Annotated in this window: 23 protein-coding genes; 13 read left to right on the forward strand and 10 right to left on the reverse strand. The window is 65.6% G+C overall.

The features are described 5' to 3' along the window. The first annotated feature begins 85 nt into the window (after positions 1-85). A complete protein-coding gene (locus C7W88_RS03160; RefSeq protein WP_118072454.1) occupies positions 86-1,408 on the forward strand; it encodes a sensor histidine kinase in 1,323 nt (440 codons plus the stop codon). Positions 1,409-1,429: 21 nt separating this feature from the next. On the opposite strand, the gene C7W88_RS03165 is transcribed toward C7W88_RS03160, so the two are convergent. From C7W88_RS03165 to C7W88_RS03175, 3 genes are all read right to left on the reverse strand, one after another. Then, the gene (locus tag C7W88_RS03165) at positions 1,430-3,748 is read right to left on the reverse strand and encodes a CDC48 family AAA ATPase (protein ID WP_118072455.1); all 2,319 of its coding nucleotides are present in this window, start codon (positions 3,746-3,748) and stop codon (positions 1,430-1,432) included. A 394-nt stretch (positions 3,749-4,142) separates the two neighbouring features. Then, positions 4,143-4,622: a COG3650 family protein gene (locus C7W88_RS03170; protein ID WP_118072456.1), complete on the reverse strand. Its 480-nt coding sequence runs from the start codon at positions 4,620-4,622 to the stop codon at positions 4,143-4,145. Between the two features lie 50 nt (positions 4,623-4,672). Further along, a complete protein-coding gene (locus C7W88_RS03175; RefSeq protein WP_118072457.1) occupies positions 4,673-5,452 on the reverse strand; it encodes a universal stress protein in 780 nt (259 codons plus the stop codon). 145 nt (positions 5,453-5,597) lie between these two features. Here C7W88_RS03175 and C7W88_RS03180 point away from each other — a divergent pair, with 145 nt between their 5' ends. Genes C7W88_RS03180 through C7W88_RS03190 form a run of 3 tightly spaced genes read left to right on the forward strand, consistent with a single transcriptional unit; the run spans position 5,598 to position 7,482 of the window. Continuing rightward, a complete protein-coding gene (locus C7W88_RS03180) occupies positions 5,598-6,242 on the forward strand; it encodes an HAD-IA family hydrolase (RefSeq protein WP_118072458.1) in 645 nt (214 codons plus the stop codon). Positions 6,243-6,267: 25 nt separating this feature from the next. Then, positions 6,268-6,804, forward strand: a complete 537-nt coding sequence (locus C7W88_RS03185; protein WP_118072459.1) for an adenine phosphoribosyltransferase — start codon at positions 6,268-6,270, stop codon at positions 6,802-6,804. Positions 6,805-6,810: 6 nt separating this feature from the next. Next, positions 6,811-7,482: a phytanoyl-CoA dioxygenase family protein gene (locus C7W88_RS03190; RefSeq protein ID WP_370073179.1), complete on the forward strand. Its 672-nt coding sequence runs from the start codon at positions 6,811-6,813 to the stop codon at positions 7,480-7,482. A gap of 25 nt (positions 7,483-7,507) precedes the next feature. Here the strand turns inward: C7W88_RS03190 and C7W88_RS03195 are convergent, their stop codons facing one another. The 3 genes from C7W88_RS03195 to C7W88_RS03205 form a co-directional block, all read right to left on the reverse strand. Further along, complete coding sequence (locus tag C7W88_RS03195; protein ID WP_118072460.1) at positions 7,508-9,643, reverse strand: acetate--CoA ligase family protein; 2,136 nt, start codon at positions 9,641-9,643, stop codon at positions 7,508-7,510. A gap of 61 nt (positions 9,644-9,704) precedes the next feature. Further along, on the reverse strand, positions 9,705-10,649 hold the full coding sequence (locus C7W88_RS03200; protein WP_118072461.1) for a fumarylacetoacetate hydrolase family protein: 945 nt from the start codon (positions 10,647-10,649) through the stop codon (positions 9,705-9,707). A gap of 121 nt (positions 10,650-10,770) precedes the next feature. Continuing rightward, on the reverse strand, positions 10,771-11,454 hold the full coding sequence (locus C7W88_RS03205; protein WP_118072462.1) for a spermidine synthase: 684 nt from the start codon (positions 11,452-11,454) through the stop codon (positions 10,771-10,773). 211 nt (positions 11,455-11,665) lie between these two features. Between C7W88_RS03205 and C7W88_RS03210 the strand changes: the two genes are divergently transcribed. The 5 genes from C7W88_RS03210 to C7W88_RS03230 all read left to right on the forward strand — a co-directional run bounded on the left by C7W88_RS03210 (position 11,666) and on the right by C7W88_RS03230 (position 16,833). Then, positions 11,666-12,700, forward strand: a complete 1,035-nt coding sequence (locus tag C7W88_RS03210; RefSeq protein ID WP_118072463.1) for a hypothetical protein — start codon at positions 11,666-11,668, stop codon at positions 12,698-12,700. A gap of 29 nt (positions 12,701-12,729) precedes the next feature. Continuing rightward, entirely contained in the window at positions 12,730-13,290 is a 561-nt protein-coding gene (locus C7W88_RS03215) for a fasciclin domain-containing protein (RefSeq protein WP_118072464.1), read from the forward strand. A gap of 158 nt (positions 13,291-13,448) precedes the next feature. Next, complete coding sequence (locus tag C7W88_RS03220; RefSeq protein WP_118072465.1) at positions 13,449-14,999, forward strand: acyl-CoA synthetase; 1,551 nt, start codon at positions 13,449-13,451, stop codon at positions 14,997-14,999. 14 nt (positions 15,000-15,013) lie between these two features. Beyond that, complete coding sequence (locus C7W88_RS03225; RefSeq protein ID WP_118072466.1) at positions 15,014-16,306, forward strand: cytochrome P450; 1,293 nt, start codon at positions 15,014-15,016, stop codon at positions 16,304-16,306. 41 nt (positions 16,307-16,347) lie between these two features. After that, positions 16,348-16,833 carry an NUDIX domain-containing protein gene (locus tag C7W88_RS03230; protein ID WP_162895878.1) on the forward strand — a complete coding sequence of 162 codons (486 nt, stop codon included), beginning with the start codon at positions 16,348-16,350 and terminating at the stop codon, positions 16,831-16,833. Here the strand turns inward: C7W88_RS03230 and dinB are convergent. Beyond that, positions 16,812-17,948, reverse strand: a complete 1,137-nt coding sequence (gene dinB, locus C7W88_RS03235; RefSeq protein ID WP_118074546.1) for a DNA polymerase IV — start codon at positions 17,946-17,948, stop codon at positions 16,812-16,814. The two genes, C7W88_RS03230 and dinB, sit on opposite strands and share 22 nt — an antisense overlap. Positions 17,949-18,033: 85 nt before the next feature. On the opposite strand from dinB, the gene C7W88_RS03240 reads away from it, so the two are divergent. Beyond that, positions 18,034-19,302, forward strand: coding sequence for a multidrug effflux MFS transporter (locus C7W88_RS03240; protein WP_118074547.1), 1,269 nt, complete (start codon positions 18,034-18,036; stop codon positions 19,300-19,302). Here the strand turns inward: C7W88_RS03240 and C7W88_RS03245 are convergent. The 3 genes from C7W88_RS03245 to apaG form a co-directional block, all read right to left on the reverse strand. Then, positions 19,299-21,299: a bifunctional diguanylate cyclase/phosphodiesterase gene (locus C7W88_RS03245; protein WP_118072468.1), complete on the reverse strand. Its 2,001-nt coding sequence runs from the start codon at positions 21,297-21,299 to the stop codon at positions 19,299-19,301. The two genes, C7W88_RS03240 and C7W88_RS03245, sit on opposite strands and share 4 nt — an antisense overlap. Positions 21,300-21,389: 90 nt before the next feature. Continuing rightward, positions 21,390-22,187, reverse strand: a complete 798-nt coding sequence (locus tag C7W88_RS03250) for a LysR family transcriptional regulator (RefSeq protein ID WP_118072469.1) — start codon at positions 22,185-22,187, stop codon at positions 21,390-21,392. Between the two features lie 12 nt (positions 22,188-22,199). Further along, a complete protein-coding gene (apaG, locus tag C7W88_RS03255) occupies positions 22,200-22,598 on the reverse strand; it encodes a Co2+/Mg2+ efflux protein ApaG (protein ID WP_039336501.1) in 399 nt (132 codons plus the stop codon). A 112-nt stretch (positions 22,599-22,710) separates the two neighbouring features. On the opposite strand from apaG, the gene C7W88_RS03260 reads away from it, so the two are divergent. Genes C7W88_RS03260 through C7W88_RS03270 form a run of 3 tightly spaced genes read left to right on the forward strand, consistent with a single transcriptional unit; the run spans position 22,711 to position 25,552 of the window. Beyond that, positions 22,711-23,322 carry a DNA repair protein RecO gene (locus C7W88_RS03260; protein WP_039336415.1) on the forward strand — a complete coding sequence of 204 codons (612 nt, stop codon included), beginning with the start codon at positions 22,711-22,713 and terminating at the stop codon, positions 23,320-23,322. A 34-nt stretch (positions 23,323-23,356) separates the two neighbouring features. Continuing rightward, positions 23,357-24,415, forward strand: coding sequence for a 3-isopropylmalate dehydrogenase (gene leuB, locus C7W88_RS03265; RefSeq protein WP_118072470.1), 1,059 nt, complete (start codon positions 23,357-23,359; stop codon positions 24,413-24,415). 12 nt (positions 24,416-24,427) lie between these two features. Then, positions 24,428-25,552 (forward strand): glycosyltransferase family 2 protein, encoded by a 1,125-nt coding sequence (locus C7W88_RS03270; RefSeq protein WP_118072471.1) that lies wholly within the window; start codon positions 24,428-24,430, stop codon positions 25,550-25,552. Position 25,553: the final 1 nt, after the last annotated feature.

The following is a 25,553-nucleotide window of genomic DNA, read 5'->3' on the forward strand; positions in this document are numbered from 1 at the left end:
CCTGCAGGCAAAGGCGCAGGCGCTTCAATATGTTGCCCAGTGTGAAGACGTTGCTGATGCAAGCCTTAGGGTCTAGGCCCCCCTGATGAACAGGGAAACCGAATCCCTCCTCAAGGAGATGAGGCTGCACTGGTGGCAACGCGCCCCGCGAATCCCGACGCTGGCGCTGTTTGCCGTCGTCGCGCTGGCGCTGATCGGCACGTTCTCGCTGATCATCGCCACGGTCGAGGTTGAACGCACCCAGCGCCACCAGGCGGCCCGCACCAGCGGCATCATCGCCTCGCTCGACGAGATCGTGCGCGCGACGATGAGCGGCGAGACCGGACAGCGCGGCTACTTCATCACCAGCGACACCCGCTACCTCGAACCCTACCGCGAAGGCCAGGGCCGCTATGCCGCCGGCATGCGGGCATTGCGCGACCGCATGGGGCCAGACCTGCCGGCAGAGCAGGCCAATCTCGTGGCCGAGATCGCGCGGCTGGGCGATGCCAAGTGGGCCGAGATGGCGGGCGTGGTCGACCTCGTCGAACAGCGCCGCATTCCCGATGCCCATGCGCGCCTCCTGTCAGACGAAGGCCAGCTTGCCATGAACGGGTTGCGCAAGGCCGTGGCCCGGCTGGAGGATATCGAGCGCGTGCGCCTCGATCAGGCGGCGCAGCGTGCGGCCAATGCCGAGGCCCGCATTCTGCCCTCGCTAGCTGCGCTGTTCGTGGTGATCGTCTGCGCACTGGCGCTGGGGCTGTGGCAGGCGATTCGCAAGGCCGAGGCCGAGGCTCTGGCCGAAGGCGCCGCCGCCATCGCCGAAGCGCGCGACCGCGCCGACCTGCTCGCCAAGGAGCTCAACCATCGGGTCAAGAACCTGTTCGCGGTGATCCTCGCCATCGTGAAGATGAGCGCGCGGGGTGATGCTGCCGCCGCCCCGGCGGTTGATCGCATCGCCAAGCGCATCCACGCGCTCGTCACCGCGCACGAGGTTACGCAAGGGTCGGGCAAGGACCAGACGGTCGACCTTGCCGAGCTGATCGGCAAGGTCATCGCGCCTTATCGCTCATCAAGCGAGCGCTGCGAACTGGACGGCGGCACGGTGAACCTGCCGGGGCGGCATGCGGTGCCGCTTGGCCTTGTCCTGCACGAGTTGGCGACCAATGCCGTGAAATACGGCGCCTGGTCCGCGCCCGGCGGCCTGCTGCGCATCCGCTGGGAGCGCGAGGACACGCGCGCCAAGGTGATCTGGGAAGAGATTGCCGCCGGGGAAGCGACGGCGCCGACAGAGCAAGGCCGCGAAGGCTTCGGCTCGGCGCTGATCCGTTCGTCAGAACGCCAGCTGGGCGGCACCATCGTCCGCCGCTTCGCAGAGCGCGGCATCGTCGTGGAGATGGACTTCACGCTGGAAGGCGGAGAAGCCTGAACCTCTCCGCCCGCGTTGCCGTCAGCCGTGCTTCGATTCGCGCAAGGGCGTGACCATGCCCGGAGTGATGAAGCCCAGCGGCCCCGGATTCATCGCGCGCTTCTTGAGCTCGCCCTTCATCCGGCCGTACTCTTCCTCCATCTGCTCGGTCACCGTTGCGCGCGAGGCATCAAGCGCACCCGCAAAGTCCTCAGCCGTGACCTGATCGACATTGCCGCCCGCGCGGCGAATGGCGTTCAGGCCCGCGCGGCGCACCACGTCTTCGAGATCGGCACCGGTAAAGCGCTCGGTCGCCTGTGCGATCCGCCCGAGGTCCACATCGCCTGCCAGCGGCATGTTGCGGGTGTGGATGCCAAGGATGTGCTCGCGGCCCGCGACGCTCGGCGTGCCGACGTATATCAGCTCGTCGAAGCGGCCGGGGCGCAGCAGCGCCGGGTCGACCAGGTTCGGCCGGTTGGTCGCGCCGATCAGCACCACCGACTGCAGTTCCTCCAGCCCGTCCATTTCGGCAAGGATGGTGTTGACCACCCGCGCCGTCACGTTCGGTTCGCCCTGCCCGCTGCCGCGTGCCGGAACGAGGCTGTCGATCTCGTCGATGAACACGACGCAGGGCGCGACCTGTCGCGCGCGCGCAAAGAGCCGGGCGATCTGCTGCTCGCTCTCGCCATACCACTTCGACAGCAGGTCGGACGACTTGATCGCGATGAAGTTGGCTTCTGCCTCCTTCGCCACGGCCTTGGCCAGCAGGGTCTTGCCGGTGCCGGGCGGACCATAGAGCAGGAAGCCCTTGGCCGGACGGATGCCGAGGCGGTGGAAGGCCTCGGGGTTCTTCAGGGGCAATTCCACGCCTTCGCGCAGCTTGTCCTGCGCATCATCGAGCCCGCCGATGTCGGCCCAGCCGATGGTCGGCGCCTGCACCATGACTTCGCGCATCGCCGAGGGCTGCACGCGCTTCAACGCCTGCAGGAAATCGTCGCGCTCCACGCGCAGGTTGTCGAGCACGTCCTGCGGGATCGTCTGCTGCTCGAAATCGAGCTGCGGCATGATCCGGCGCACCGCCTCGATCGCCGCCTCGCGCGACAGGGCGGCAAGGTCGGCGCCGACAAAGCCGTGCGTCGTGCGGGCCAGTTCCTGCAGATCGACATCCTCGGCCAGCGGCATGCCGCGGGTATGGATGCCGATGATCTCGCGGCGACCGGATTCGTCGGGCACGCCGACCACGATCTCGCGGTCGAACCGGCCGGGCCGGCGCAGCGCCTCGTCGATCGCATCGGGGCGATTGGTCGCCGCGATCACGACAAGGTTGGACCGGCTGTGCAGTCCGTCCATCAGCGTCAGCAACTGCGCAACCAGCCGCTTCTCCGCCTCGCCATGAACCTCGCTGCGCTTGGGCGCGATCGAATCGATCTCGTCGATGAAGACAATGGACGGCGCGTTGCGGGTCGCCTCCTCGAACACCTCGCGCAGGCGCTTCTCGCTCTCGCCATAGGCCGAGCCCATGATTTCGGGGCCGTTGATGGTGAAGAACGAGGCATCGCTTTCATTGGCCACGGCACGCGCCAGACGCGTCTTGCCGGTGCCCGGCGGGCCGTGCAGCAACACGCCCTTGGGCGGATCGACGCCCAGGCGCGTGAACAGTTCGGGATAGCGCAGCGGCAGCTCGACCATCTCGCGCAGCTGGCGGATGGTATCGCCCATGCCGCCGACGTCGTCATAGTTGACGTCGGCACGGCTCGAGCGCGGCTCCTCGTATTCGGGCCGCAGTTCGACCTCGGTGTTCTCGTCGATGTGGACCACGCCCTTGGGGCTGGTCGAGACCACGGTCAGGCGGATCTGGGTCAGCGCAAAGGCGGGCGCATTGAGCATCTGGCGCAGCTGTGGCGGCATGTCGGTGCGGTTGACCTGCTGCTGCCCGGCGGTCGCCACCAGATCACCCGTCACCAGCGGGCGCCCGGCGAAGTTGCGCTTGAGCGCTACGGCGGGGCCCTGCAGGCGCAGTTCCTTCTGCGCGGGCGCGAAGACCACGCGCTGCGCCGGGCGCGAATCGATCTTGCGCACCTCGACATGCTCGCCCGAGCCGACATCGGCATTGGCGCGCTGGAGGCCATCGAGGCGGATCAGTTCCAGACCCTCGTCCTCGGGATAGGGCTGGATAACCCGCGCCGCGGTGGCGCGCTTGCCGACGATCTCGATAACGTCGCCTTCGGTCACGCCCAGCTGCGACATCACGTGCCTGCTGATGCGGGCAATGCCGTGGCCGCTTTCTTCCTGACGGGCGCCCGCCACCTGCAGGCGCACGGTGCGCGCATCGGTCCGGGCTTCGGTTGCCGCATCTGCCATGAGCTTTTTGAAATCCCCTTGAGCTATCGACAAGTTCCGATGTGGGAACCGGCGATCAGGATTTCAAACGCGGGAGGGCTGCGAAGGTTGCGAGATGCGTGGAGCCGCCCGGAATGCGGGCAAAAAAAGACCCGGCAGTTGCCCGCCGGGTCGGAAAGTTTTGGGAGAGGATGCCTGAAAGGCAGGATCTGTATGCATTGCACACGAGAATTGTGCAATTGCGAAATGGTCTGATTTGGTTGCAGTTTTTGCAATTTACTCGATAAGCTGCTGTTTAGCGGGGATTTTGCAGTCGTTACATACGCAACGATACCGGATCGTTCCGTTCGCAATTGTTTGCACCCGTTCCTGGCGAATCTCCGTTGTGCAGCGCACAAGCGTGATTTGGATAGGTTCAGCGCGCGCAGCCGCGCTGAGTGTCGTTGCCGAGTCGCCGGATCACGGTGAGGGGATAGACTGTGTCCGACATGCCGTCGGAGCATAACCCGGCACTGACTTCAAGCACCAGCGCCTTTCCGCCAACCTCGCCTGAAAGTATCGCCTTTCCGGCAACATCCTGGCGCTTCACCGGCACGGTCAGGCCTTCGGGCTGCTCGGGCGTCGACCATGAAAGCTTGTCCGCATCGACCCGCGCAGACCAGAACGGCTCGGTACCAAGAGCACGAAAAGAAGGCGGGACCGGCACCGGGACCGCTGCTGCAGCTTCTGTGGCTACGAGCGCAGGCGGCTTGGCGCCGGCCGTGGCTTCAGATTCCGCTGCGACTGCACTTTCACTCGCCGCACGGGTCGGTCCGCTTGCCGGCTGCGGGGAGCAGGCACCAAGCGACATAGTGACCAGCAGGGCGAGCGCGGACAGCGAGCGGGTGGTTTTCATGTCTGCACTCTGGCCCGCACTCAGGCCGCGGCGCAACCGCGGCCCAATCGTCAATGCGCCAGCAGCAGCGGTATCTGCGACCGGTCGAGCATATCGCGCGACACGCCGCCCATCAGCAGTTCGCGAAGGCGGCTATGTCCGAACAGGCCCATGACGACGAGACCGGCCCCGAGACTGCGAGCGCATTCCTCGATCGTGAACGCGATCGAGCCGTTGCGCTCCTGTTCGTGCACTTCGGCATGGATTCCGTGGCGCGAAAGATAGCAGGCCGCATCGACCGCCGGGAAAGTGTCATCCTTCTCCCGCACGGTGAGGATGTGCACAGACTTTGCCATGGCCAGGAACGGCAAGGCTGCGCGCAGGGCGTTGGCGGATTCGTGCCCGCCGTCCCAAGCGATGAGCGCCGGTGCCGCAAAATCGAGCATTGGCACTCCGCGCGGCACCGCCAGCACGGGGCTGCGCACGCCAAGCACCAGTTCCTCGATGCTCGGATCGTCGAGAGTGGCCACGATCAGGTCGGCAAAGCGCGCGGCGGCAGCGGCGGCTTCCACCCGGCCGTTGTCGTCAATGGTGACATCAAAGGCCACGTCCTGCGGGGCCAGCCGGGCATCGAGTTCGCGCGCAAAGGCCTCGTCGGCCTCGCGCGCCTCGTTGATTGCGGCAGCGGAAATGGCGGCACCGCCGAACGGCTCCCACGCCGCCATTTGCGCGAACGGAGTCGCGATCACGAAGGTGACGTGCCCTCCGGTCTCGCGGGCCAGCGCCAGCGCGGTTTCAACGCGGTCGTTCAGGGTTTCGGACTTTTCGACGGGGCAAAGAATGGAGCGCATCGGGATCCTCCTGTCCTTCAATGGAAAAAGCCTGCCCCCGCCGCTGCCAGGTTACGATGATCCACATCAAAATGGAGGAAAAATCCGATGGTCTTGTTCGATTTCACCGATCGGTTAAGGCTGCTCCGTCATAAAGGGAGGCAGGATGGCTTACGCAGCGGTGATTTTCGATTTCGGCGGAGTGATCACCTCCTCCCCGTTCGAGGCGTTCAACCGGCTTGAAGCGGAACGCGGCCTGCCGCAGGACTTCGTCCGCTCCGTCAACGCCCGCAACGGCGATACCAATGCCTGGGCACTGTTCGAACGCGCCGAGATCGACAGCGCCGAGTTCGACCGGCGCTTTGCCGAGGAAGCCCGCGCGCTTGGCCATGAACTCGACGGCGCGTCCGTCCTCGCCGTGCTGGCAGGCGCGGTGCGTCCGGCGATGGTGTCGGCGCTCGATCGGCTGAAGGCAGAAGGCTTTCGGCTGGGCTGCATCACCAACAATGTGCCCGCAGGCCACGGCGCCGGAATGGCCCGCAGCGCCGATGCACATGACGAGATGGAGCAGATCTTCGCCCGCTTCGAACACGTCATCGAAAGCAGCAAGGCCGGCGTGCGCAAGCCCGATCCGCGCATCTACCTGATGATGTGCGAAGCGCTCGGCCTTGCGCCGGCGCAATGCGTCTACCTCGACGACCTCGGCATCAACTGCAAACCGGCCGCCGCGCTGGGGATGGAGGCGATCAAGGTGACCAGCGGCGAACAGGCGCTGGTCGATCTCGGGCAGGTTCTCGGCCTTTCCTTTTGAGCCTGGGCGGCGCTAGTCTGCGTCCATGACTCCAGACGAACTCAAAGCCCTTGTCCGCACCGTGCCGGACTTTCCCGCACCCGGCATCCTGTTCCGCGACATCACCACGCTGATCTCGCACGGCGCCGGGCTTGCCGCCAGCATCGGCCACCTGGCGCGAATGGCGCAGGATGCAGGGGCCGAGGCCATCGCGGGCATGGAGGCGCGCGGCTTCATCTTCGGTGCTGCGGTGGCGGCGCACATGGGCCTCGGCTTCGTGCCGGTGCGCAAACCCGGCAAGCTCCCGGTCGAGACCATCGGCATCGACTACGCGCTGGAATACGGCCGCGACCGCCTCGAAATAGACCCCACTGCCATTGCGCAAGGCCAGCGCGTGGTCATCATCGACGACCTCATCGCCACCGGCGGCACCGCCCTTGCCGCCACGGAACTCCTGCGCTCGGCAGGCGCCAGCGTGACCCACGCCCTCTTCGCAATCGACCTGCCAGACCTCCACGGCGCCGCCCGCCTGCGCGACGCTGGGCTAACAGTAGAGGCGCTGATGGACTTCCCGGGGCACTAAGCTGCCGTGTTTGATCTGGAAGAACTGCAGCGCACAGGCGCAGTCAGACTGCCGCATTTGGCTTTGCCGCTGCTGTCAGCCATTGAGGCTGTTACCCGCGATCTACCGGCCGAGCGCGCAGGGCTGAGATTGAACGGACAACCGGGCCTGCGGCCACTGCTCGATCATCGGAGTTTGATAGGACAAGCGGCATGTCACGCGCTTGGAGCGGATGCCCAACCTGTCCGCGCACTCCTCTTCGACAAAAGCGAACGGACGAACTGGGCCTTGGGCTGGCATCAGGACCGAACGATTTGTGTGGCCGAGAGAATCGAGACGCCCGGCTTCGGTCCTTGGACCAACAAGCAGGGCATGGTTCACGTCGCCCCGCCTGAAAGCATCTTGCGGGACATGGTCACGCTGCGCATTCATCTGGATGCCGTGCCGGAAACCAATGCGCCGTTGCTGGTTGCTTCCGGATCACATCGGCTTGGTCGAATCCCGGAACGGCAAGTGGCTGCAATCATCGAGCAAAGCCAAATCCTGACGTGCCTCGCCGAGAGGGGAGACGTCTGGCTTTATTCGACACTCATTCTTCACGCGTCAGACGCTGCCACCCAGCCGATGCATCGCCGGGTGCTGCAAGTCGATTACTCGGCCTTGGCTTTACCCAACGGCCTTGAGTGGGCCGGAGTCTGAAACTCCGGCGACCACATCGCGCCACTCATTCCACCAGCATCAGCGCGTCGAGTGCTACCACGCCCTCACCCTTGGGGTGCAGGATCACCGGGTTGAGGTCGATCTCGCGGATCGAGGGTTCGGCGCGCAGGACCTGGCCAACCTTTACGATCAGGGCCGCGAGCGCCGAAACGTCCAGCGCGGGTGAACCGCGATAGCCGCTGAGCAGCGCGGCGCTCTTGAGCTTCATCAGTTCGGCCTCGACCGCCGCTTGCGTCAGGTCGGCGGTCAGCAGGCGCACGTCTTGCAGGATTTCCGCGGTCACGCCGCCGAAGCCTGCGAGCACGACCGGGCCCCATTCGGGATCGTTCTTTGCGCCGACGATCATCTCCATGCCGCGCTTGCCCATCGCTTCGATCAGCACGCCGTCCAGGCGGATCGACGCGGAATAGGCGGCGACATTGGCGTGGATGCGGTCCCATGCCTCGCGCACCGCAGCGGCATCGGCGAGGTTGAGGATCACGCCGCCGGCATCGCTCTTGTGGCCGAGGGCTGCCGCCTGCGCCTTCATCGCCACCGGATAGCCGACGGCATCGGCAGCCGCGACCGCGGCATCGGCGCTGTCGGCAAAGCCGCCCTTGGGGAAGCTCACGCCCAGCGGACCGAGCAGTTCCTTGGACTTGTATTCCGGGATCACGCCATGAACATCGGCGAGGCCGGGCAGTGGCGTTGGGGCAAGATCGTTGGCGGAGAGGTCCTGCGCGGACCAGTGCGTCAACCGGGTCACGGCACGCAGGGCGCGCTCGGTGGTCGGGAACCATGGAATGCCCGCCGCCCGCAGCGCGGCGATGCGCTCGGCCGGGACTTCGGCGCCTTCGTCGAGCCCGGCGAAGATCACCGGCTTGGTGAGCGTCTTGCCTTCTACAGCGGCAAGGATCGGCGGGAACTTGATCTTGCAGGTGATGGGTTCGGCCTGGATGATCCCGGCGAAGACCGTACCGACGCGGTCGTCGTCAAGCAGCGCCTCGATGCAGCGGGTGTAGATCGCGGGCTCCGAAAGCCCCTGCGCGGTGATGTCGAGCGGATTGGAGACGGGCACGAACGGCGGCAGCGCCGCGCGCAATAGCGGCGAATCGTCGTCGTGCAGATCGGCCAGCGGCAGGTCGAGCTCTTCGGCGAGGTCGAGCGTCAGCGCCTTGAACGCGCCGGATTCGCCCAGCACCGCCGTCTTGCCCGAAGGCAGCGCCGCACAACGCACCGCGATCTCGGCAATGTCGCCCAGTTCTTCGAGCGTTTCGGCAAAGATCACGCCGGCGCGTGCGACCATGGCCCGCATCAGCTTGTAGTCGCCCGCCATGGCGCCGGTGTGCGTGGCAGCGGATTCGCGCGCCGCGCTGGACTTGCCCGGGTGGAGCAGGACCACCGGCTTGCCGGCTGCCTTGGCGCGCCGCGCCGCGGCGAGGAACGCCTGCGGCTTGCGGAACTGTTCGACGATCATGGCGATCACGTGCGTGTCGTCCTGATCGACCAGCCAGTCGACGTAATCCTCGACCCCGCTCGCCGCCTCGTTCCCGGTCGAGACCGAGTAGGACACGCCCGCATCCCGCGCGAGCAGCATCGTGCCCAGCACAGCCGCCATCGCGCCCGATTGCGAGACGATGCCGATCGCCCGCTTGCCCGCCGGCGGCACGGCGTTGGTTTCGACGAAGGTCAGCGGAATGCGATCGACATAGTTGACAAGGCCCAGGCAGTTCGGCCCTTCGACGACCATGCCCGCCTCATGCGCGATACGCGCAATTTCGCGCTGTTCGGCAAGGCCTTCCTCGCCGCCCTCGGCAAAGCCCGCGGAGAAGATCACCACGCCGCCGCACTTGCGCGCCGCCAGACCCTTAACCGCATCGAGCACGCCCGCGCGCGGGATCGCCAGCACGGCCACGTCCACGCCTTCGGGCAGCGCATCGACCGAAGCGTAGCAGCGCTTGCCCATGATCTCGTCGCGCTTGGGGTTCACCGGATAGACCGCGCCGGCATAGCCGTTGCGGTCGAGGTTGGTCAGCAGCGTCGCGCCAAGCGCGCCGGGCTTGTCCGATGCGCCAACGACGGCAACGGACTTCGGGCGCAGGAAACGATCAAGCGCAGCGTGGGCCAACGCACTTTGGGACAGACTCGCAACAACGGCCATGGCATCCTCCGATTTCGCTATGCGCTATAACAATTATCGGAAGGACGGCAAGTGGGCTGCTTCAGGCTTGCACGACCCTTTGGCGCAGGACGCCAAACGGGGCGCGGCCCGAAGCGTCGACCGCTTCCATCCGCACGGTATCGCCAAAGGCCATGAATGCGGTCTTCGGTTCGCCCTCGTCCAGCACTTCGATCCCGCGCCGCTCGGCAATGCAGGACGAGCCGATCTCGCGGAAGTTTGCGTTGGAGACCGTGCCCGATCCGATCACCGTGCCCGCCACCAGATCGCGCGTGCGCGCCGCGTGGGCGACGAGTTCATGGAAGCCATAGCCCATGGCGTGGCCATTGGCCGCGCCGAAGCGCTTGTCGTTCCAGTCAACCAGCAGGTCGAGGCAGACACGCCCGTCCTTCCATGCATCGCCGAGGTCATCGGGCGTCACGGCAAAAGGCGCCATCGCGCAGGCCGGCTTGGCGCCGACCCAGCCGAAGCCGGTCTTCATTTCCGGCCCGGCGAGCGTGCGCAGCGACCAGTCGTTGATCTGCACGACAAGGCGGATGTGCTTCATCGCTTCGGCAGCACTCGTGCCCATTGGCACTGCATCGACGATCACGCCGAACTCGCCCTCGAAATCGATGCCGAGGTCGGTAGACGGGAAGCGCGCTTCCGTGCCGGTGGCCATGAAGGTATCGGACATGCCCTGGTACATCAGCGGCACGTCGGTCTTGGGCTTGGTGATGCCGAGCACCGCGTCCATCAGGTCGCCGTGGCTCTGGAACGCCGAACCATCGAGCCACTGCCACGCACGCGGCAGCGGCGCGAGGAGCTTGGCCTCGCCCAGTGTTTCGGGAAACTCTGCGATGGCCTGCAATGCCGGAGCGAGTGCTTCCCAGCCCTCGACCAGTTCCTGCAAGGTGGTAGCGGGAGCATAGGCGAAGGCATCGCCCTGTTGCGAGACGACGATCAGCCGCCCGTCACGAGTACCGTTGTCGATTGTGGCAAGGCGCATGTCATTCTCCCGATGCTGTCTTGCCTGACGCCTAGTCCGCGCGTGGCGAGACAGCAAAGGAATGGTATTTATTGCCCGGTATCCACGCCGTGAATGCATCGTGCCTTATTGGCGATTGCTCTCAAACGCTGGCAAACCAGATCACGTGCTTTGCGCCCTTGCCATTGGTCCGCGCGCGCACTTCCACTTCATCGACATTGAACCCTGCCGCCTTGAGACGCTGGGTAAAATTGGCATCCTTAGCCGCCGACCAGATCGCCAGCACGCCGCCGGGGCGCAGGGCGTCCATCGCAGTGCGCAACCCGCGCATCGTGTAGAGCCGGTTGTTCTTGGTGCGCACCAGCCCGTCCGGCCCGTTATCGACATCAAGCAGGATCGCATCATATCCCGTGCCGCCCACCGACAGCGCATTGGCGGAGATAACGTCGGCCACGTCAGTCATGACCAGCCGCACGCGCGGATCGTCGAGGCAACCGGCTTCGAGCTCTGCCATCGGGCCCTTGGCCCACTGGATGATCTCGGGCACCAGCTCGGCCACGGTCACGTGCGCGTCGGCCGGCAGCTTCTCCAGCGCGGCGCGCAAGGTAAAGCCCATGCCATAGCCGCCAATCAGCATCGCGGGCCGCTGCGCCTTGGCGATCCGGGCGATGCTCTGCACCGCCAGCGCGATCTCCGAACCGTTCTGCCGCGTGCTCATCAGTTCGTTGTGGCCGAGCACGATCATGAAATCGCGGTCGTGCTTGTAGAGCTTCAGCTCTTCGCCATCGGGCACCGGCGCGGTGCCGAGAAATTCGCGTGGTATCATGGCCCCGCCCTAGACCCTGTTTCGGTCTGGTGGAAGCGTCGTCATCGGGTCAGGAAGTCCGCTGGCAAGGCGTGGCGCGCAGCAGGGGCTGGTTGCCCCCTGCAAGTGACGCAACGCTGTCCAGCGGAGTTCCTGACTCGACCCCGCAGGGGCTCGGGAACCGCAGCCACAAGGCGCACGTTGCCTGATCCGACGGATTCGGAGAACGACGATGCGCAAACTGATGCTCATGGCCGGTGTCGCCGCCCTCGCGGCCAGCGTCCCGGCCCTCGCCCAGGGCAATGGGAACGGCAACGGAAACGGCAAGGGCGGCGGCAACCATGGCGGCGGGCCGGCCAAAGCCGAGAAAATGGATCGCGGCGGCCAGAAAGGCCCCGACAAGGCCAAGGGTCCCGACAAGCGCGCCGAGATGCGCCCCGACAAACCCCGCGGTAACGACGCGCGGCAGACGCCGCAGCAGGCCATGCGCGGCAACGATGACAAGAACCCCGGCAAGGGCCCGGACCGCGACAACGGTGCGAAGGGCTTCGACAAGGTCGAACGCCAGGCCAGCCGTGGCCTTGAAGATCGGGTTGATCGCGTCGAGCGCGGGGACGACCGCAACGTCGTCCGCGTGGCAAGCCGCCAGTGGCAGGACGGCCGCTATCGTTACGACGACAGCCGCTTCCTGATTCCGGTTGCAAGCGATTGCCCTCCCGGCCTTGCCAAGAAGAACAACGGCTGCCTGCCTCCCGGCCAGGCTCGCCAGGTTCAGGCCCCGCGTAGTTGGGGAGACTGGTATCCGGTGCGCTACCTCGGCAACGATTACGATTGGCGCTACGGCAACGGCTATATGTATCGGGTCGGCGATGGCGGGCTGGTTTCGGGCCTCGTGCCCCTGCTCGGCGGCGCCCTGTTTGGCGGGCAGATCTGGCCGACGCAGTACAACGACTATGCTGTGCCCAGCTATTACGACCGCTATTACGGCTTCCGCGACGGCTATGACTATCGCTACGCGCAGAACGCGATCTTCGAGGTCAATCCGCAGTCCAACGTGATCGAAGGCATTGCCGCCCTGCTGACGGGTGATCCGTGGGCAGTGGGCCAGCCGATGCCCGCAGGCTATGACTTCTATAACGTGCCGCCTGACTGGCGCGGCCGCTACGCAGACACGCCCGACAGCTGGTATCGCTACAGCGACGGTTATGTCTACGAAGTCGACCCGACCACACAGCTGGTCCGCGCCGTGATCGAACTGATCGCCTGACCTGCACTCGAAGACAAAAGGGGATTTCCATGGTGCGCCATACAATGATGGGGACCGTGCTGGCGGTCGCACTCGCCCTTGCCGGGTGCGGAAAGAGCGACGTGCCCGAGGCCAAGGGCAGCGGGGCGGTTGCCGAGGCGTCGAGCAAGGACCTGTTCGACGCCTTGGACGACAGCAGTGATCTTTCGGAATCGGCCAAGCTGGTGAAGGCGGCGGGGCTTGAGAAGACGTTCGAAGGCGTCGGCAGCTACACCTTGTTTGCGCCGACCAACGAGGCGATCGCGGCCCTGCCCGAGGCCGACCGCAAGGCGCTGGAAAGCGAGGACGGCAAGGTGCAGCTCCTTGCGCTTGTGAGCCAGCACCTCTCTCCCGGCTACGTCGCGCGGGCCGATCTTGACCAGGGCATCGAGCGCGCCAACGGAACGGTGCGCCTTGCCAGCCTTGGCGGGCAGCCGCTCACGCTCACCCGCAGCGGCGATACCATCCGCCTTGGCAGAGGAGACGACGCGCCCAAGCTGGTGGGCGAGCCGATCGTCGCGCGCAACGGCGTGATCTATCCGATCGACCGCGTCCTGCCCGCGCCGCAGTAACGGCCTTGGCGGATCATTCCGCCGTGAAAGGATCGGGCAAGAATTGCGACAAAGCGGTGCAACCGGACGAACAGATCACGGTTGCACCCTTTAACTGATCGGTTAAGCTCCCTCGCAAATGGCGGCCTGAGTCCGCCAGATGCGAGAGGAACAGGCCGGTGCATTTCCACCCCAAGTATCATGCCGCCCGCAATCCCGATCGCGCCGCCGTGATCATGGGTGGCAGCGGCGAAGTGGTCACTTATGCGCAGCTGGAAGCCAAATCGAACCAGTTCGCGCAGCTGTTGCGCTCGCGCGGGCTCCAGATCGGCGATACTATTGCGCTGTGCCTGGAAAATCGTGCCGATTTCTTCGCGCTGGCCTGGGGGGCGCAGCGGGCTGGCCTTGTCTACGTCGCAGTCTCGTGCCGCCTCGCCGCGCCCGAGATTGCCTATATCGCGCACGATAGCGGCACCCGCCTCCTGATCGGTTCGGCCTATACCGCGCCGGTGCTTGACGAAGTGGCGAAGCTTGCCCCTGACGTGCCGCAACTGCGCTTCGATACGCAAGGCCCGCTTTCGCTCGACGCCGCGCTCGCCGCACAGCCTGCCACCCCCATCGCTGACGAGCGCGCCGGGTGCGACATGCTCTATTCCTCGGGCACTACCGGCAAGCCCAAGGGCGTGCGCATTCCCCTGCCCGAGGACCCGGAGATCGGCGCGGTCAACTCGCTGATCGGGATTGCCAGCCAGGCCTTCGGCATTACCGGCGATGCCGTCTATCTCTCGCCCGCGCCGCTCTACCACGCTGCGCCGCTGCGCTGGTCGATGACCATCCACCGCATGGGCGGCACGGTCGTCGCGATGGAGAAGTTCGATCCGGAGCACGCGCTGGAACTGATCGAGAAGTACAAGGTCACCGACAGCCAGTGGGTGCCGACGCATTTCGTGCGCATGCTCAAGCTGCCCGAGGACGTCCGCACGAAGTACGATACCTCCAGCCTCAAGTGCGCGATCCATGCCGCTGCGCCCTGCCCGGTGCCGGTCAAGCAGGCGATGATCGAATGGTGGGGTCCGGCGTTGCGGGAATACTACGCGGGCACCGAAGGCAACGGTTTCACCTTCATCGCCAGCGAGGAATGGCTGCAACGCCCCGGCTCGGTCGGTCGTGCCCTGCTCGGCACGATCCGGATCTGCAACGAAGAGGGCGACGAGGTGCCGCCGCGCACCGAAGGCCAGGTATTCTTCGAAGGCGGCAGCCCGTTCAGCTACCACAACGATCCCGACAAGACGCGCGACGCCACCAACAAGCACGGCTGGACCAGCCTTGGCGACGTGGGCTGGGTTGACGAGGACGGCTACCTGTTCCTGACCGACCGCAAGAGCTTCATGATCATCTCGGGCGGCGTGAACATCTACCCGCAGGAGATCGAGAACCTGCTGGTCACGCACCCGAAGGTGGCCGACGTTGCCGTGATCGGCGCGCCCGATCCGGACATGGGCGAGAAAGTCGTCGCCATCGTGCAACCGCGAGACATGGCCGAGGCTGGCCCGGCGCTTGCGGCCGAGCTGACCGAGTGGCTCAATCCGCAGCTTTCGCGCGTGAAAATGCCTCGCCAGATCGACTTCCGCGAAGAGTTGCCGCGCGAACCTACCGGCAAGCTGTTCAAGCGCCTGCTGCGCGATGAGTACAAGCAGGCCTGGGAAGCCGCGCAAACGGCCACGGTCTGAGGGAGAACACGACAATGGCAAGCGTTCCGGTGGTTCCGGCTGAAGTGGGCCGCGCCGTCATCGACCCCAAGTCCTACGGCACGTGGGACCCGCTGCTCGACCAGTTCGATGCCCTTCGCGCTTCGGCGCCGGTTGCCCGCGTCGTTGCGCCCGAGGACGAGCACGAGCCGTTCTGGCTGGTCTCGGGCTTTGACGAGGTGATGAAGGTCAGCAAGGACAACGCGACCTTCCTCAACAACCCGAAGTCCGCTGTTTTCACCCTGCGCATCGGCGACATGCTGGCCCGCTCGATCACCGGGGGCAGTCCGCATCTGGTGGATTCGCTGGTGGCCATGGATGCGCCCAAACACCCCAAGCTGCGCCGCCTGACGCAGGACTGGTTCATGCCCAAGAACCTGTCGAAACTGGATGGCGAGATCCGCAAGATCGCCAGTGAATCGATCGACCGGATGCTGGCGGCGGGCGAAGAGGGCGACTTCATCCCGCTCGTCGCCGCGCCCTATCCGCTCCATGTCGTCATGCAGATCCTCGGCGTGCCGCCAGAGGACGAGCCGAAGATGCTGTTCCTGACCCAGCAGATGTTCGGCGGGCAGGACGAGGACTTGAACAAGTCCGGACTCAAGGACTTGCCGCCCGAACAGATCAGCCAGATCGTCGCCGGCGCCGTGGCGGAATTCGAACGCTACTTCGCGGGGCTTGCCGCCGAGCGCCGCCAGAACCCTGGCGAGGACGTCGCCACGGTGATCGCCAATGCCGTGATCGATGGCGAACCGATGAGCGACCGCGATACCGCCGGCTATTACATCATCGTCGCCAGCGCCGGGCATGATACGACTTCCGCCTCCTCGGCGGGCGCGGTGCTGGCGCTGGCCCGCGATCCAGACCTGTTTGCCCGCGCCAAGGCGGACCGCAGCCTGCTGCCCAGCATCGTCGAGGAAGCGATCCGCTGGACCACGCCGGTGCAGCACTTCATGCGCACCGCCGCGCGCGACACCGAGCTGGGCGGCCAGCAGATCGCGCAGGGCGACTGGCTGATGCTCAACTATGTCGCAGCCAATCACGATCCTGCGCAGTTCCCCGAACCGCGCAAGTTCGACGCCACGCGCCCGGCCAACCGGCACGCCGCTTTCGGCGCAGGTTCGCACCAGTGCCTCGGCCTGCACCTCGCCCGCCTCGAAATGCGCATCCTGCTCGATGTGCTGCTCGACCGGGTGGAGAGCCTTGAACTGGCAGGAGCCCCGCGCCGCGTGAACTCCACTTTCGTCGGCGGATACAAGGCGCTGCCGCTGCGCTGGAAGGCGGCGTAAGCGCAGGTGACAATCGGCAGCACCGGCCCCACAATGCGCTGGTGCTGCACTTCCTTCCCGGCCCGCTCCATCGCACCGTGCTGCGTGTCGCCCATGCCGCGCGGCTGTGGTACTGGCGTATCACGCGCAAGCGGGTGCGTGGCTGCAACGTGATCGCGGCCAATGCTGCGGGCGAAGTGCTGCTTGTCCGTCACAGCTACCACGCGCGCGACACGTGGATGCTGCCCGGCGGCGGACTGGGGCGCAACGAGCGTCCGGAAGCGACCGCATTACGCGAACTGTTCGAGGAAACCGGCTGCCGCCTTGCAGCGCCGCGTCACCTCGGCACTGTCTTGCTGGACCGCAAGGGCTGGACCAACGCGATCGAACTGGTCGCGGGGACCACGGCAGACCTGCCCGCCCCAGATGGCCGCGAAATTGCCGAAGCGCGCTTTTTCCCGGCAACGGCGCTGCCCGACAACACTGTCCGCTCGGTGCGCGAGATGATTGCCCGCTGGCTGGCCGATCAGAACGGCAGTTCGGCCTGAAGCACCGGGGGCGCAGCGCCTGCACCGCCTTCCTCGGCCTCTTCACCCTCCAGTGCCGAAAGCGTGAGGCCCATCAGCCGGATCGGCTTGGGCAGGGGCAGTTGCGCATCGAGCAGATCGCGGGCGAGGGCTGAGAACTCTGCCTTTCCGGCGATCGGGCGTGGCAGGGACCTGGCCCGCGTACAGGGCGTGAAATCATTGAACTTCATCTTCAGCGTGATCGTCCGCCCGGTCGCTCCGCTGCGCGTAATCCGCTCCCAAACGATCTCGATGATCCGCTCGAGGGTCTCGCGCAGTGCGGGGCCGGATGAGATATCGCGCTCGAACGTCCGCTCGCCGCCGACCGACTTGCGCGGTCGGTCCGCCTTCACCTGCCTGAGGTCGATCCCCCGCGCCGCGCGATAGAGATAGTCCGCCGAACTGCCGAAGTTGGCGCGCAGGAAGGCGAGGTCCTTGGCGCGCAGGTCAGCCCCCGTCTCGATCCCCAACTTCGCCATCTTCTCCGCGCCGCGCGGCCCGATGCCGTGAAATCGCCGCACTGGCAGCGAGCCCACGAACTGCGCCCCCTCGCCGGGGCGGATCACGCACAGGCCATCGGGCTTGTTCTGGTCGCTGGCCAGCTTGGCGAGGAACTTGTTGTAGGACACCCCGGCGCTGGCCGTCAGCCCGGTCTCGGCCTTTATGCGCTGGCGGATCAATTCGGCGATGCGCGTGGCGGACCCGATCCCGCGCACGTCGTCGGTCACGTCAAGGTAGGCCTCGTCCAGCGATAGCGGCTCCACGTGCGGCGTGAAGTGCAGGAAAACGCTGCGGATCTGCTGTGACACCGCCTTGTAGACATCGAAACGCGGCTTCCTGAAGATCAGGTCCGGACACAGTTGCACTGCCCGCGCCGACGGCATGGCCGAGCGCACCCCGAACTTGCGCGCTTCGTAGCTTGCTGCCGCCACCACGCCTCGCCCGGACGATCCGCCGACGGCCACGGGCAGCCCCCGGATCGAGGGATCATCGCGCTGCTCGACGCTGGCGAAGAAGGCGTCCATGTCGACGTGGATGATCTTGCGCAAGGCAATCGCCTGACGGTCAGGCTCGTCATGGTCTCGCGCAAGTTTCATGGCGACACGATACTCCGTTTCGCATTGCAACATAAACCCGGTTTTGGGGATGGGATTTGAAGCCGTTCTCGTTCAAAGGGTGATTATGCCCACTAACGATTCCAATACCCTGCGCGCGCCGCGCACGATGGGCGAGCGTGAGACCATCGCGATGATGGCGCTCGTCATGGCGATGCAGGCGCTCGCCGTCGACGCCATGCTGCCTGCGCTTGGCGACATTGCGACGGATCTTGGCGTTGCCGATCCCAACCGCCGCCAGCTTGTGGTCGGCACGTTCCTGCTCGCCTCGGGCTTTGCCTCGCTGGTGCCCGGATCGCTGGCAGACCGCTATGGCCGCCGCCCGGTCCTGCTGACCTGCATGGTGATCTACATCCTGTTCTCGCTGGCCTGCGCGCTTGTCACGTCATTCGACGGCATGCTGGCGATGCGCGTGGGGCAAGCGATCGGCTGCGGCGGGCTTGCCGTTCTGCCGGGCGCAATCATCCGCGATCGCTTTTCCGGCGACCAGATGGCCAAGCAGATGTCGATCATCTCGGTCATCTTCATGGTCGTGCCGATGCTTGCGCCAAGCATCGGGCAGGTCGTGCTGCTGTTTGCCGGTTGGCGCTGGATCTTCGTGCTGCTGGCGGTTCTTGCCATGGGCATGGCGACATGGCTTTACATCCGCCTTCCGGAAACACTGCACCCCGAATATCGCCAGCCGATCCGCCCGATGACGATTGCGAAGAACATGGCCGGTGCCGCCACGAACCGCTCGGCCATCGGCTACGTGCTGGGCGGTTCGCTCACCTTCGGGGCGATGATCGGCTACGTGAACTCGTCGCAGCAGCTGGTCGGCGAACACTTCGGCGCGGGCAAGATGTTCCCGGTGCTATTCGGCTTCTCCGCGCTGATGATGGCCTGCGCCAGCTTCTCCAACTCGCGCATCGTCGAGCGCTTCGGGGCGCGCCGCGTTTCGCACACGGCGGTGATCGCGTTCATCCTCGTCAGCGCGTTGCAGACTTACTCCTCAAGTCTGGAAGGGCAGACGCTGTGGCAGTTCATGCCGCTGATGATCACCAACATGATCCTCATCGGCTTCATCGGCGCGAACTTCGGCTCGATCGCGCTGCAGCCGTTCGAACGGACGGCAGGCAGTGCAAATTCGATGCATGCCTTCCTGCGCATGGTGGTCGGTTCAGTCATCGGCATCTTCGTCGGCCAAGCCTATGACGGCACGGCCCACCCCCTTGCTCTGGCGCTGCTGACGGCGGGCGTGCTCAGCCTGCTGCTGGTGCTGTTCAGCGAGAGGGGCAAGCTGTTCCGCCGCCTTCATCCCCCGGGCACACCGCGCCCGATCGTGCTGGAGCACTAGGCACGCAGGCTCAAAGCATTATCCGCGATCAGCGCCAAGGCCTCTGCCGCGGGTTGCGGCCGCCCCAGATGGTACCCCTGCATCAGCCGGATGCCGAGCGCGCGCGCCGTGCTGGCCTGCAGTTCGTCCTCGACGCCCTCGATTGTGCAGTCAATGCCAAGCTGCCAGGCGAGCGAAACGATGGTGCCGACCAGCGAACGCGCGCCCGGGTCATTCGCAAGAGCGCGGGAAAGCTCCTGATCGATCTTGATCATGTCGAGCGGCAGGCTGTGGACCTGGTTGAGACTTGACCAGCCTGCGCCGAAATCGTCCAGCGCGATGCGGAAACCTCGCGCGCGGAATGCCAGCAGTTGGGCTTCGGCGCGCTTGGGATCTTCGAGCAAGGCCCGTTCGGTAACTTCGAGGATGATCGAATGCGGTGGCGCGCCATGCTCTTCCACCAGACGTGCAAGAGCCTCGGCCGTGCCAGTCCGCATCACGTCGCGAGGGCTGAGGTTGATCGCCAGCCAGCGTCCATAGTGCCACGCCGGGCATTCGGCCAAGGCGCGCGCCAGCACCATCCGGGTCAGTTCGCCGGTCCGCCCCGTTGCTTCGGCAAGCGACATGAATTGCCCCGGTGCGAGCCAGCGTTCGCCATCCGGGCTCCAGCGCACGAAAGCTTCGAGGCCGATCACGCCCCCGCTCTCGGCATCGAAGACCGGCTGGTAGACGAGCTTGAGCCGGTCAGCGAGATTGCTTTCGTTGAACAGGCGGGTGATTGCGGCGCGATCCTGCAGTTCGGCCTCGTCATCCGGGCTGAACACGACAACGGCGCCGTCGGAAAGCTCCTTGGCCTTGTAGAGCGCGGCGTCGGCCCGTTCGAGGCAATCGCTGACGCTCCGGCCGTCCATGCGGTGGACGCCAATGGACCCGGAAAAGCGCAGGACCGCCCCACCGTGCAGCACCGGGGCGCGCAGCGATTCCGAAAGCGCCGTGCCGATCGCGAACGCTGCTATGTGATCGAGCGAGGGATCGAGAACAGCCGCGAATTCATCGCCGCCAAGCCGACCGAAACAGCGCACGCGCTCCATTCCGCCAAGCCGATTCGCGACCGCCTGAAGCACCGCATCGCCTGCCGCGTGGCCATAGGTGTCATTGATGTGCTTGAACCCGTCGAGGTCGATCAGAGCGAGCCAGGCCCGCTGCACACCCTTGCCGCCCCGTTCGATATCCTCGGCCAGCCGATCGAGAATGGCACGACGGTTGAGGCCACCGGTCAGGGGGTCGATGGTTGCCTGAAGCAGGTTCTCCTGCGCCAGTCGGGCCGCTTCACGCTCTCGCCGGGCCAATTGCTGCCGCGACAGTTCAAGCCGCACGAAATCGCGATGATGACCGTTGGTGATGAGCAGTAGCAAGGTCGTCACCACCACTTGCACCAGCACGACCATGACCGCGTTGGGATGGCCGCTGAAGAGGATCTGGCCCGAGGTCGGGATAGTGGTCGCAATCGCGATGCGCAGCGCCGTCAGCGGCGAATGGCCCAGCCCGAGAATCCCGGAAAACAGCGTTACGGCAAAGATATAATGGATAAATGATTGCGCTTCCCAATCGCCGTAACTGTAGAGCACCATGCCCCACAGGGCGAACAGGAAACTGGCAAATGCGCCCAGCCAGCTCATCGATGCAAGATCGCGCCGAAGCACTGCCGTTGCGCGCTGCTCGACCGCAGCCGGCCGCCAGTAATAGGCCCGCCGCAGCGCAAAAGCGCTCAGGAAAACAGGTCCCGGCACGATCAGCCAGCTCGGCGCGATGTCGCGAAACCGGAAGGCCACCAGAAGCATGTCGAAGACGACGACGAGGTACAGCAACGGCAGGCGATGCGACAGGCTTCGCGCATAGGCGAGGGTGAAGTTGTCACCCTCGCGCTGCTTCCAGCTGGAGGTGTAGGGACGCGCATTGCGCAACAGACGGCCGAAGCGCCGTCCGCGAGCGAATAGACTGCGCAACCCGGTGAACATGGCTGCGGGGATACCATCAAGGCAGTTAACAGCGCGTAAGGGTCACTGCCAAATTGGGTCTATCTGGCGTGGCAAATCATTTACTTAGCTTTACGCGGAAAGCGCCGCGACCAGCTCCTTGACCTTCTTCTGCCGCCACTGCGGCAGGGGCGCGACAAGCCAGTACCCCTTCCGCGAGGTCACGGGCTCGCCCTGCACGACCACGCGGCCCATGCCGATCGCGTTGTCGACCAGCTGATAGGGCACGTGCGCCCGACCCAGGCCCGCGCTTGCCGCGCTGATCGCAGTCCCGGCATCGCCGACCGAGAAGCCTACATCGCCGCCCCCCGGTGCCGGATCGCCCGGCCAGCCGATCCACGGACAATCGGGCGCAGCGTCGGGCGCCGCCACCGTTACCATCAACGATTGGCCCAGCGCGATGCCTTCCAGTTCGCCCGGTCCTTCGGCCCAGCGCACCGCGAGGTCGAGATTGGCTTCGGTAAAGTCGATATCGGCATCGCCGCCGACCAGCGAGAAGCGCATCTGCGGATTGCCGGCGCGAAATGCCGCAAGCCGGGGCGAAAGCCACGCGGCAAAGAAATCGCGCGGGCAGGCAATGGTATAGACGTGGCTCGATTGCCCGGCCTGCATTGCCTGCACGCCTTCCTCGAAGCGCAGAAAGCCTTCGCGGATGGCATCGAGACCGGCAATCGCCTCGTCGGTGAGCTCGAGGCCCTTGGAGGTGCGGCGGAACAGCACGACGCCGAGCAGGTCCTCCAGCGCACGGATCTGCTGGCCGACCGCTGCGGGGGTCACCGCCAGTTCGTCGGCCGCGCGCGTGAACGAGAGGTGCCGGGCCGCCGCGTCAAGCACGCGCAGGCCATTGAGAGGGAGATGGGTCCGCTTCATTGCGAACCGGATTTAGTTTGCCGGAGCCGGTGCCGCCAGAGGAAAGAATGGAATCGCCACATCGAACAGCGAGCCATCGGCACGCTGCATCGTGTAGTGGCCTTCCATGCTGCCGTGATGGGTGCCGAGCGGACAGCCCGAGACGTAATCATGGCTCTGCCCCGGCTGCAGGACGGGCTGTTCGCCCACGACGCCGTCACCGTCGACGAAGTTGATCATGCCCCGCCCGTCGGTGATCCGCCAATGGCGCGACAGCAGTTGTACCGGCTGGTCGCCGTCGTTCTCGAGACGGATATGATAGACCCAGAACCATTTGCCTGCTTCCACCCGCGACTGTTCGGGGAGGAAGTTCACGGCGACTCGCACCGTGACGCCTTCGGTGATGGCGGCATGCTGGAAGAGCTGCTTCATGCCCATCAAACTATCGCAAACCGCCAGATGTTCCAACGCCGATGTGCAACTTTGTGGCGCCTGCCCTTGAAGGCATTGCCCAAAAAGGGCGGTGGGCGCAGAGGATGACGCAATGCTGATCCGCGCCCCCGCCATTCTCTGCTCGGTCCTGCCCAACGGCGAACACGGCGCGATCATCCGCGTGCTGACCGCCGACCATGGCCTTGCCGCCGCCTATGTCGCCGGGGCGCGGGGGCGCGAGTTGCGGCCCGTGCTGATCCCGGGAAACCTGATCGAAGTAGAGGTGCGATCGCGCACCGCCTCGCAACTGCCATCGGCCCGTGTCGAATTGGTGGCGAGTCGTGGGCCGTGGCTGTCCGAACCGCTGCCGAGCGCCGGGATCGGCTGGGCCTGCGCGTTGACCGCCGCGACCTTGCCCGAAGGCCACCCTTACCCCGTGCTCTATGAATCGCTCGTCGCCTTGCTCGATGCGATCTGCCACGCCCCCTCGGCGCGCGGCTGGGCGCGGGTTCTGGCGGGTTACGAGGTGCTCCTGCTGCGCGAGGTCGGCTATGGCACGGCCCCGGCCCCACCGCCTGACGAGCAATGGCCAGATCTACTTGCGCGACTGGAGCGTCAGGGCAAAGCCATTGCCAACCGCCTGCTTGCCGATCGCACGCGCGATGTTATGGGGGCGCGCGCGATTCTGCTCGGGCGCCTAAGAAGGATTGGCTTCGACGCATAAGCGGCGAGTGAGCGCAGGCACGAAGGGGTATTTCATGAAGATTGCGGTTCTGCCCGGTGATGGCATCGGTCCCGAAGTGACGCGCGAAGCCGTCCGCGTGATCGAAGCGCTCGGCCTGCCCGACATCGAGATGAAGGAAGCCCCGGTCGGCGGCGCCGCCTACAAGGCCTATGGCCACCCCCTCCCGGCAGAGACGCTGGAGATCGCCCGCCTTTCCGACGGCATCCTGTTCGGCGCGGTGGGCGATCCCGATTGCGATTCGCTGGAACGCCACCTGCGTCCGGAACAGGCCATCCTCGGCCTGCGCAAGGAGCTGACCCTGTTTGCCAACCTGCGCCCGGCCAAGGTCTTTGCAGGCCTCGAAGGCCATTCCGCGCTGCGCCCCGAAGTGGCCGGCGCGATCGACATGGTCATCGTGCGCGAGCTCAACGGCGACGTCTACTTCGGCGAGAAGGGCTTCCGCACCGCCGCCAACGGCGACCGCGAGGGTTACGACGTGATGTCGTACAACGAGAGCGAGGTGCGCCGCATCGCCCATGTCGGTTTCCGCACCGCGATGGGCCGCGCCAAGCGGCTGTGCTCGGTCGACAAGGCCAACGTGCTCGAGACCAGCCAGCTGTGGCGCGACGTGGTGATCGAGGTTGCCAAGGAATACCCCGAGGTCACGCTCGAGCACATGTACGTCGACAATGCCGCGATGCAGCTCGTCCGTGCGCCGGGCAAGTTCGACGTGGTGCTGACCGGCAACCTGTTCGGCGACATCCTCTCGGACCAGGCTTCGATGTGCGTCGGCTCGATCGGTCTGCTCGCCTCGGCCTCGCTGGGCGAGCGCCAGACCGCGCATGGCACATTCGGCCTCTACGAGCCGATCCACGGCTCGGCCCCGGACATCGCAGGCCAAGGCCTTGCCAATCCGATGGCGACGATCCTTTCCGCCGCGATGCTGCTGCGCCACTCGCTTGGCCTTGCTGCTGAAGCGGACCGCGTCGAAGCCGCAGTAGCAAAGACGCTGGCCGATGGCGTGCTCGGCCGCGATCTTGGCGGGAGCGCCGGGACGACGGAAGTTGGTGACGCGGTGCTCGCAAGGCTCTAAAGGCCCCGTCCGATGCTCCAGTTAGCCGTAATTCTTCCGACCTATCGTGAACGCGCGAATATCGCGCCGATGGTCGCGCGTCTCGACGCCGCGCTGCAGGGCGTGGCGTGGGAAGCGATCTTCGTTGACGACAACAGCCCGGACGGCACCGCCGACGAGGCCCGCCGCATCTCGCTCACCGATCCGCGCGTTCGCGTGATCGAGCGGATCGGCCGGCGCGGCCTCGCCTCGGCCGCGATCGAGGGCATGTGCGCCACCGCCGCACCGATCGTCGCGGTGATGGACGCCGACCAGCAGCACGACCCCGAACTGCTGCCCAAGATGCTCGCTGCGGTCGAAAGCGGCGAATATGACATCGCCTACGCCTCGCGCTTTGCCGAAGGGGCCAGCACCGAGGAATGGGGCCGCCCCGATCGGGTCAAGGCTTCGGGTCTTGCCAACCGCATCGCCAACAAGGTGACGGGCGTAGAGCTTTCGGACCCGATGAGCGGCTACTTCATGCTCCGCGCCGAAACGCTGCGGGCGGACGCACACCGCCTGTCGGGCGTCGGCTTCAAGATCCTGCTCGATATCCTTGCGACGGTCGACCGCCCGCTCAAGGTCAAGGAATTCCCTCTAAACTTCGTCGCCCGCATCGAGGGCGAGAGCAAGCTGGACCAGACCGTCGTGTTCGAATTCCTCGTAGGCCTTTACGACAAGTGGCTCGGCCGCATCATTCCAACGCGCTTTGCGCTGTTCGGCACGGTCGGCGCAATGGGTGTTGCGGTACAGCTGGGCGCCCTGTGGGTGCTGCTCAAGGTCATTGCCGGCGAACGCTTCGTCTATGGCAACTGGTCGGAAAGCGCGACGTTCAACACCGCCAACACGCTGGCGGCGATCATTGCGATGACGTTCAACTTCGTGCTGAACAACGAGCTGACCTATTCCGACAAGCGCCTGCGCGGCTTCGGACCGCTGCTGCGCGGCTGGGCGCAGTTCGGCCTGACCTGCTCGTTGGGTCTGCTGACCAACGTCGGTTCGGCTGCCGTGCTCAAGACCATCGGCTTCCACAGCGTGGTCGCGGTGATCGTCGGTATCGTGCTCGGCTCAGTGTGGAACTTCGCGCTGTCCTCGCGCTTCGTCTGGGGCAAGTACTGAT

The sequence above is a fragment of the Novosphingobium sp. THN1 genome, assembly GCF_003454795.1.
GTDB lineage: Bacteria > Pseudomonadota > Alphaproteobacteria > Sphingomonadales > Sphingomonadaceae > Novosphingobium.

What these genes read in the sequence shown, in the direction of transcription:
- apaG (WP_039336501.1), bottom strand. Translation starts at nt 22,598, where the DNA reads ATGAAGCAGCTCTTCCAGCATGCCGCCATCACCGAAGGCGTCACGGTG.
- C7W88_RS03260 (WP_039336415.1), top strand. Translation starts at nt 22,711, where the DNA reads ATGCTGATCCGCGCCCCCGCCATTCTCTGCTCGGTCCTGCCCAACGGC.
- C7W88_RS03210 (WP_118072463.1), top strand. Translation starts at nt 11,666, where the DNA reads ATGCGCAAACTGATGCTCATGGCCGGTGTCGCCGCCCTCGCGGCCAGC.
- C7W88_RS03200 (WP_118072461.1), bottom strand. Translation starts at nt 10,649, where the DNA reads ATGCGCCTTGCCACAATCGACAACGGTACTCGTGACGGGCGGCTGATC.
- C7W88_RS03180 (WP_118072458.1), top strand. Translation starts at nt 5,598, where the DNA reads ATGGCTTACGCAGCGGTGATTTTCGATTTCGGCGGAGTGATCACCTCC.
- C7W88_RS03165 (WP_118072455.1), bottom strand. Translation starts at nt 3,748, where the DNA reads ATGGCAGATGCGGCAACCGAAGCCCGGACCGATGCGCGCACCGTGCGC.
- dinB (WP_118074546.1), bottom strand. Translation starts at nt 17,948, where the DNA reads ATGAAACTTGCGCGAGACCATGACGAGCCTGACCGTCAGGCGATTGCC.
- C7W88_RS03225 (WP_118072466.1), top strand. Translation starts at nt 15,014, where the DNA reads ATGGCAAGCGTTCCGGTGGTTCCGGCTGAAGTGGGCCGCGCCGTCATC.
- C7W88_RS03250 (WP_118072469.1), bottom strand. Translation starts at nt 22,187, where the DNA reads ATGAAGCGGACCCATCTCCCTCTCAATGGCCTGCGCGTGCTTGACGCG.
- C7W88_RS03270 (WP_118072471.1), top strand. Translation starts at nt 24,428, where the DNA reads ATGCTCCAGTTAGCCGTAATTCTTCCGACCTATCGTGAACGCGCGAAT.
- C7W88_RS03215 (WP_118072464.1), top strand. Translation starts at nt 12,730, where the DNA reads ATGGTGCGCCATACAATGATGGGGACCGTGCTGGCGGTCGCACTCGCC.
- C7W88_RS03205 (WP_118072462.1), bottom strand. Translation starts at nt 11,454, where the DNA reads ATGATACCACGCGAATTTCTCGGCACCGCGCCGGTGCCCGATGGCGAA.
- C7W88_RS03245 (WP_118072468.1), bottom strand. Translation starts at nt 21,299, where the DNA reads ATGTTCACCGGGTTGCGCAGTCTATTCGCTCGCGGACGGCGCTTCGGC.
- C7W88_RS03170 (WP_118072456.1), bottom strand. Translation starts at nt 4,622, where the DNA reads ATGAAAACCACCCGCTCGCTGTCCGCGCTCGCCCTGCTGGTCACTATG.
- C7W88_RS03195 (WP_118072460.1), bottom strand. Translation starts at nt 9,643, where the DNA reads ATGGCCGTTGTTGCGAGTCTGTCCCAAAGTGCGTTGGCCCACGCTGCG.
- C7W88_RS03160 (WP_118072454.1), top strand. Translation starts at nt 86, where the DNA reads ATGAACAGGGAAACCGAATCCCTCCTCAAGGAGATGAGGCTGCACTGG.
- leuB (WP_118072470.1), top strand. Translation starts at nt 23,357, where the DNA reads ATGAAGATTGCGGTTCTGCCCGGTGATGGCATCGGTCCCGAAGTGACG.
- C7W88_RS03185 (WP_118072459.1), top strand. Translation starts at nt 6,268, where the DNA reads ATGACTCCAGACGAACTCAAAGCCCTTGTCCGCACCGTGCCGGACTTT.
- C7W88_RS03240 (WP_118074547.1), top strand. Translation starts at nt 18,034, where the DNA reads ATGCCCACTAACGATTCCAATACCCTGCGCGCGCCGCGCACGATGGGC.
- C7W88_RS03175 (WP_118072457.1), bottom strand. Translation starts at nt 5,452, where the DNA reads ATGCGCTCCATTCTTTGCCCCGTCGAAAAGTCCGAAACCCTGAACGAC.